7 protein-coding genes are annotated in these 5,297 nt (G+C 39.1%); 3 read left to right on the top strand and 4 right to left on the bottom strand.

Going from position 1 to position 5,297, the window contains the following annotated elements; all coding sequences use genetic code 11:
* Nucleotides 1-526 precede the first annotated feature (526 nt).
* Nucleotides 527-775 carry a mobilization protein gene (locus Q0791_RS24300; protein ID WP_299011845.1) on the bottom strand — a complete coding sequence of 83 codons (249 nt, stop codon included), beginning with the start codon at nucleotides 773-775 and terminating at the stop codon, nucleotides 527-529.
* Nucleotides 776-982: 207 nt separating this feature from the next.
* On the opposite strand from Q0791_RS24300, the gene mobQ reads away from it, so the two are divergent.
* From mobQ to Q0791_RS24285, 3 genes are read left to right on the top strand one after another with little or no spacing between them, the layout of a single operon-like run.
* Nucleotides 983-1,969, top strand: a complete 987-nt coding sequence (gene mobQ / locus Q0791_RS24295; protein ID WP_299011844.1) for a MobQ family relaxase — start codon at nucleotides 983-985, stop codon at nucleotides 1,967-1,969.
* Nucleotides 1,966-2,427 (top strand): hypothetical protein, encoded by a 462-nt coding sequence (locus Q0791_RS24290; RefSeq protein ID WP_299011843.1) that lies wholly within the window; start codon nucleotides 1,966-1,968, stop codon nucleotides 2,425-2,427. The genes mobQ and Q0791_RS24290 overlap by 4 nt, the downstream gene beginning before the upstream one ends.
* Before the next feature lie 23 nt (nucleotides 2,428-2,450).
* Nucleotides 2,451-2,792, top strand: a complete 342-nt coding sequence (locus Q0791_RS24285; protein WP_299011842.1) for a hypothetical protein — start codon at nucleotides 2,451-2,453, stop codon at nucleotides 2,790-2,792.
* A gap of 359 nt (nucleotides 2,793-3,151) precedes the next feature.
* Here Q0791_RS24285 and Q0791_RS24280 read toward each other — a convergent pair whose 3' ends face one another.
* The 3 genes from Q0791_RS24280 to Q0791_RS24270 form a co-directional block, all read right to left on the bottom strand.
* Nucleotides 3,152-3,601 (bottom strand): hypothetical protein, encoded by a 450-nt coding sequence (locus Q0791_RS24280; RefSeq protein ID WP_299011841.1) that lies wholly within the window; start codon nucleotides 3,599-3,601, stop codon nucleotides 3,152-3,154.
* On the bottom strand, nucleotides 3,588-3,941 hold the full coding sequence (locus tag Q0791_RS24275; protein ID WP_299011840.1) for a hypothetical protein: 354 nt from the start codon (nucleotides 3,939-3,941) through the stop codon (nucleotides 3,588-3,590). The genes Q0791_RS24280 and Q0791_RS24275 overlap by 14 nt, the downstream gene beginning before the upstream one ends.
* Before the next feature lie 158 nt (nucleotides 3,942-4,099).
* The gene (locus tag Q0791_RS24270) at nucleotides 4,100-4,903 is read right to left on the bottom strand and encodes a replication initiation protein (protein ID WP_299011839.1); all 804 of its coding nucleotides are present in this window, start codon (nucleotides 4,901-4,903) and stop codon (nucleotides 4,100-4,102) included.
* Nucleotides 4,904-5,297 lie beyond the last annotated feature (394 nt).

Below are 5,297 nucleotides of genomic sequence, written 5' to 3'. Positions count from 1 at the left end.
GATAACCCTTCTTGGGGGTTTCACCCCCGCCAGCCCTTCCCCTCGCTTCGCTCGTTTCCGGCATCCCCCAAAAGCAACAGACACAAGCGATAATGCCTCGCCATTTCCTGCCGATGGCAGGGGCGAGCACAACAGCACAATCCGCTAACGGCATTTCGGCTACGCCCCTGAGAGGCTCTCTAAGACCAAAACGAATTTAAAAGCCTGTCAGGCAGGATGAAGGGGCAATTTCATTAGCAGGGAGCTGTGTGACGCTCTGAATGGGGTTAAACAAGCGATATCTCGACAAGAAAAAACGCGTTGCGTTTTAGTTTCGCTCCGCTCCCATGCTCTCACTACGTTCGAAAACGCATTTTAAGGGCTCAAAATGGCGATTTAAGCGATTTTCTCCAAAAATACACCCCGTTGTATGGTTTTGGCGTTTTAAATTGAATTTTGAGCCGCTGAGGGCTTTTGAATTAGCGGAGTCTATTCAACAGCTCAAAGTGGTTTTTTTCGGTTGGGGTTACTGGACAGGATTAAACCTTCATGATTCTTCGCTGAGATTAAATAATTTTCTGTCACGCTCATTGGTTAAATAGCGATTTAAATCGCTCTCGATTTTTTCTCTGTACTGGGCGCTGTTTTTCATGGCATCCATGATCATCGCTCCCAAAATAATTTTGCGTCTGGTGTCTTCTTTGCGCTGTTTTTGTTTCTCTCTTGCTTCGACTTGCTTTATCTGCGCCTGTATTTGCTTTTGCTTTTCTTTTAGCTTCTCCAGTTGACTTGTCATCGCTTTCCTTAGGTATGGTTTTGAATGTCTGTTTGAGTTTACCCGCCGCGATTGTATTCGTCCACTTAGCCCCCGATGGAGAGTCAAAACGGGGAGGGGACTAACTTCCCGAATACAATGAAGGGCGCACTTATACATTACTGCGTAATGTGTGCGATAATTACTTCGTAATTACAAAAATTAAAAATCAAAAGCGAAAAAATCACTATGGCTATTTATCATTGCAATGTTAGTGTCGGCAGTCGTTCGAGTGGACGCTCATCCACTGCCGCCTGTGCCTATCGAGAAGGTAAAAAAATTACTGACCAGCGAACAGGATTAACCCATGACTATTCGCGTAAAATGGATGTTATGGAATCACTCACCTTGTTACCGAAAAACGCCCCCAAATCATTTAATGATTCGGCGATATTATGGAATGCAGTCGAGGCAGCAGAGAAGCGAAAAGACGCCCAGCTTTTTAGGGAGGTTGAAGTGTCCCTTCCCAGAGAGCAAAGCCATGCACAAAACAAACAACTTATCCTGGATTACTGTAACAGCCAGTTTGTCAGTCAGGGGATGTGTGCAACGGTGGCCTTTCATGAATCCAAGTCAGAGAACCCCCACGCCCACATCATGCTCAGCATGCGGGAAGTTAACGAAGAAGGCTTTGGTAAAAAATGCCGGCAATGGAACGATCGGGCTTTGTTAGAGAGCTGGCGTGAGAACTGGGCTAAAGAAGTTAATCAGCATTTAGAGGGTAATCATATTGATGCTCGGGTCGATCATCGTTCGTTACTGGCACAAGGCATTGAGCGAGAAGCCACGGTTCATCTTGGCCCTGTCGCTCATGAGATGGAAAAGCGCGGAATGCCATCAGAGCGCGGTGATATTAATCGCAGTATTGTGATGAAGGAGAGAGAAAGGCAGGCAGATCCAGTCCAGCACATTGGGGCGCCAGAAGGTATGCGGCAAGCGAGGGCGAAATTTGAGGAACATAAACATAAAGAAAAACTTAAGGCTCAGGAGATAGGTACCAGAAAGATGATGGAAAGGCAATATTCCTTGCTTAAGGCCATTGTCGATAAAGAGCAGGCAGAAAAACAAGCCAAGTTAGCTGAGCAACAGACCAAAGAAGTACAACAAGAAAAAACAGATGCACCCAAAGAGCAAGAAGAACTCCAATTAGAAAAATACAAAGGGCTGTCATTATGAATGCAGAAGAAAAAATTTATAGTTTGATGACCATCGCAGAAGATCAACAAACATTGACTTCCCAGTTTATTGCATTACAAAAACAGGAAGTTCAGCAATTAGAAAAAGAACGTGAAGCGCTTGTTTCAGCTCATCGTGACGTACTGCAGAATATTCAAAAACAACTGGCGAGTAAGGTGCATTGGAGCTGGATTGGGATCACTTTTCTGGTGTGTTTTTTTATTAGCGCCGTATTTGTTATTTTTGGGTATGGTTACAGTCAGTTGTTGATTAAAGATATTAATCAATATCAACGCCAATCTAAAATTGCTGAGGCTAATTACAATGCATTGAAAGACAAGAATGCGGATTTGATGACATGTAATCATAATGGAAAAAGTTATCCCTGCGTCAGGGTGATGACGTCATACGGCTCTTATGGGGAGCATAAAGATATTTTTATTTTAGACCCTAAGTAAAAGTATTTATTAAGGAAGGTGTTATGTTACCAATTCAGGAAATTAAAATAATAACTAAAAATAAACGAGAGTTTTTTGTTCATTTGGAAAAATGGGCGGAAGATCGTTTCGATGTTAAGCTTGCAGTCATTAATCTTGGTGATAAGCCGTCTAATCATATTGTATTTATTCCATTTTCAAAAGGAAAAAATGCAAATGATGCTTTTCGAAATTTAATAGAAGGATTAAAAGAAATGCTTTTAAAGGATGATAGTACAGATTTTATAAATGAGATTAATAATGTTTGTGGTGATGAGTTGATTGACAAAGAGAGTCAAGAAAAGATTATTGATAGTTCGGTGACAGTAAAGAAAAACGGGCGTTAATCAACTAGGCTCTAAGGGTGTTCATTGTTCACTCAAAGTTATATCTCAACAGCCCCTAAAAAAGGGGCTTTTTTTTGCGTTCAACTCATCGATACCGAATTTCCGTGTGCAATTCCCCGCAAAGCCATATGAGCCGTCCACTCTAGGTTGACACGAGAGTGTAACCTAGAGTGGACGGCGGCATCAAAAACGGTCACTTTTGCTCTTGATGTGAACGCTTTTGATGAACGCTAAAAACAAACTGGTAATAAGAGGTAATTTACAATAGGGGAAAAGGTAACTCGATCATTCTATTTGTAAAGTTCCCTTATACGTATAGTTGTATAAGGGACTTTTTATTTTGTTGCTGAATTTCTAAATCAAAGAGTGGCTTTTAATTCTTCTTTAATGAGGTCGATTTGCTGCATATCGAGTTTTTTTAGGTTTGCTTGTAACTTCTGTTTTAATGCTGGACTCGGCATTGAAATTTTCATCATATCTAAATAGGTGAGTAATTTTTCATTGGAATCTGTGATAGCAGCATCGTAGAAAAATGCGACGATTAATTCATTTTCCAATGGCTGTAAACATTGTTGTTTTAGAGTACTAACAACATAATAGATAACAGTTTTCTTTTCTTCTTCAGATAGTGTCTTAAACCATTTGTTTTTGGTGTTGAAGTCGGCAATGCTGTATTTACCACAAGGTATTGATGCTGTTTCATATTTAGCCATGACTTGTGCTAAATGATCAGGTGAGGTTGGATCTGCATTAGCAAAGAATGGGATCACGATTGCCATAGCTGTGAGTATGAGTTTATTTCGTTGCATTAGCGACACATCTCCAAAATAAAGCATCATTGCCACTGGATATATACCATTGACTTTCAGCATAATTATTAATTCTATCTCGGGTGATTTTAGGGGCTGATGCAAGTGCTTGATCAAAGCTTACCCAGTCAGTCTGTGAGAGATTCCAAGCTTGTCCTCCCATAGAACCGACTGCATATGTACTTCTACCTGTAAATATTGCGAAGAATGGAATTAATACCGCTATTTTTCCTAGGATTGAGCCCATGTTCGTCAATCGATCTATTTCTTTTATTCCATCCATTGTTCGAGACGTTGGTTTGAAGTTTCTTATTTCGTGAAAACACTTGGTTGATGACATATATATCCTTATATTATAATGCGTTATAGAATAAAAACTTTTGTATGTTACATCAACATCACTAATATTTTCAATTCTAGTTTTTTCATTAAGAAACTAAAATTTAGGGGTTATGATTCAAAGTTACCTTGGCTTTATGATGTCAGTTGTAATTAACGTCAAACTCCCTCAAATTGCACCTTATCATCAATACGATAAGTAAAGCGCAGTTTGCTGGCTTTTCTTTTTTTTCTTTCAGTTATCTCCACAGATAAATCTTTAATTTCAGTGGTTTTATTTATGGTGTCTATGCTTAATTTTATAACACTGCGATTAAATTCTTTGAATTGAGGATATGAATATGTCTTTTCCTTATACCTCATTGTAAATAAGCCCATTTCGTCTTTTAGTTCATCAACACCTATATCAAAATAGCGTTCTTTTTTTTCACTGATCTTTTGCCTGATTAATTGATATAAATTACTAGCGTTAGTGTCTCTAAGTCTCGCGCAGGACAACAAAACTTGCGTAGTATAGTTTTTTTCTAACATGCAAATGTAAGGCTCCATTTGTCGACTAAAACTAATATCAACATACCCGTCGCCATCTTCATAATCACAATATTGGGTAACATTCAGCATTCTAATTCCTTTGCCAATGGGTTTTACCCAAGGGCGCTCACCTATTCGAGGAAACGGTGGTAATAACTCTTCCTTTGGTATTCCAATCACTTGTTTTTGTAGATCTAATGCGGCGGCTTTTAATTGTTCGTAGGCTGTATTCATTTCCAATTGAGCTAATCTTGCATAGTCATTGGCATAAACGCGAAAGATTTGCCCTTCTTTAATCAATGTTTTTGAATCTAATTGACTAATAGCCATAAATAAAACTCGCCTTGAAGAAAGAGGCATCATTGATAACGTACGATTAATATCAGTTTTATGTCTAACTTTCGTTTTTGATGAAACACGAGATAATTCCATAGGTGTATTTATTCCATTTTTACAACACACCTTTTATGTTAGGTGTGTTGTAAAAAATGTCAATACACACCTATATAATTTTATCCACAGGACTCGGTAGACGCACACCTTTGACTCGGTAGACGCACACCTTTACTCGGTAGACGCACACCTTTGACTCGGTAGACGCACACCTTTAACTCGGTAGACGCACACCTTTAAAATTTATATTTCTTTATAATCATGGGTTTACATTAACTCCTAAGTCTTTTAAGTTTAAAGCAAGTTAAAAAGAAGTTCTTTAAGGCAAAATTGACTCAATTTTGTGAATAAGTAATTTTTGAAATTTTCGAGTGATAACCCTTCTTGGGGGTTTCACCCCCGCCAGCCCTTCCCCTCGCTTCGCTCGTTTCCG

The sequence above is a fragment of the uncultured Shewanella sp. genome, assembly GCF_947495455.1.
In the GTDB taxonomy this organism is placed as follows: Bacteria; Pseudomonadota; Gammaproteobacteria; order Enterobacterales; family Shewanellaceae; genus Shewanella.
Note: the sequence above shows the minus strand (reverse complement) of the source record. Positions and strands in the feature narration are given on the sequence as shown.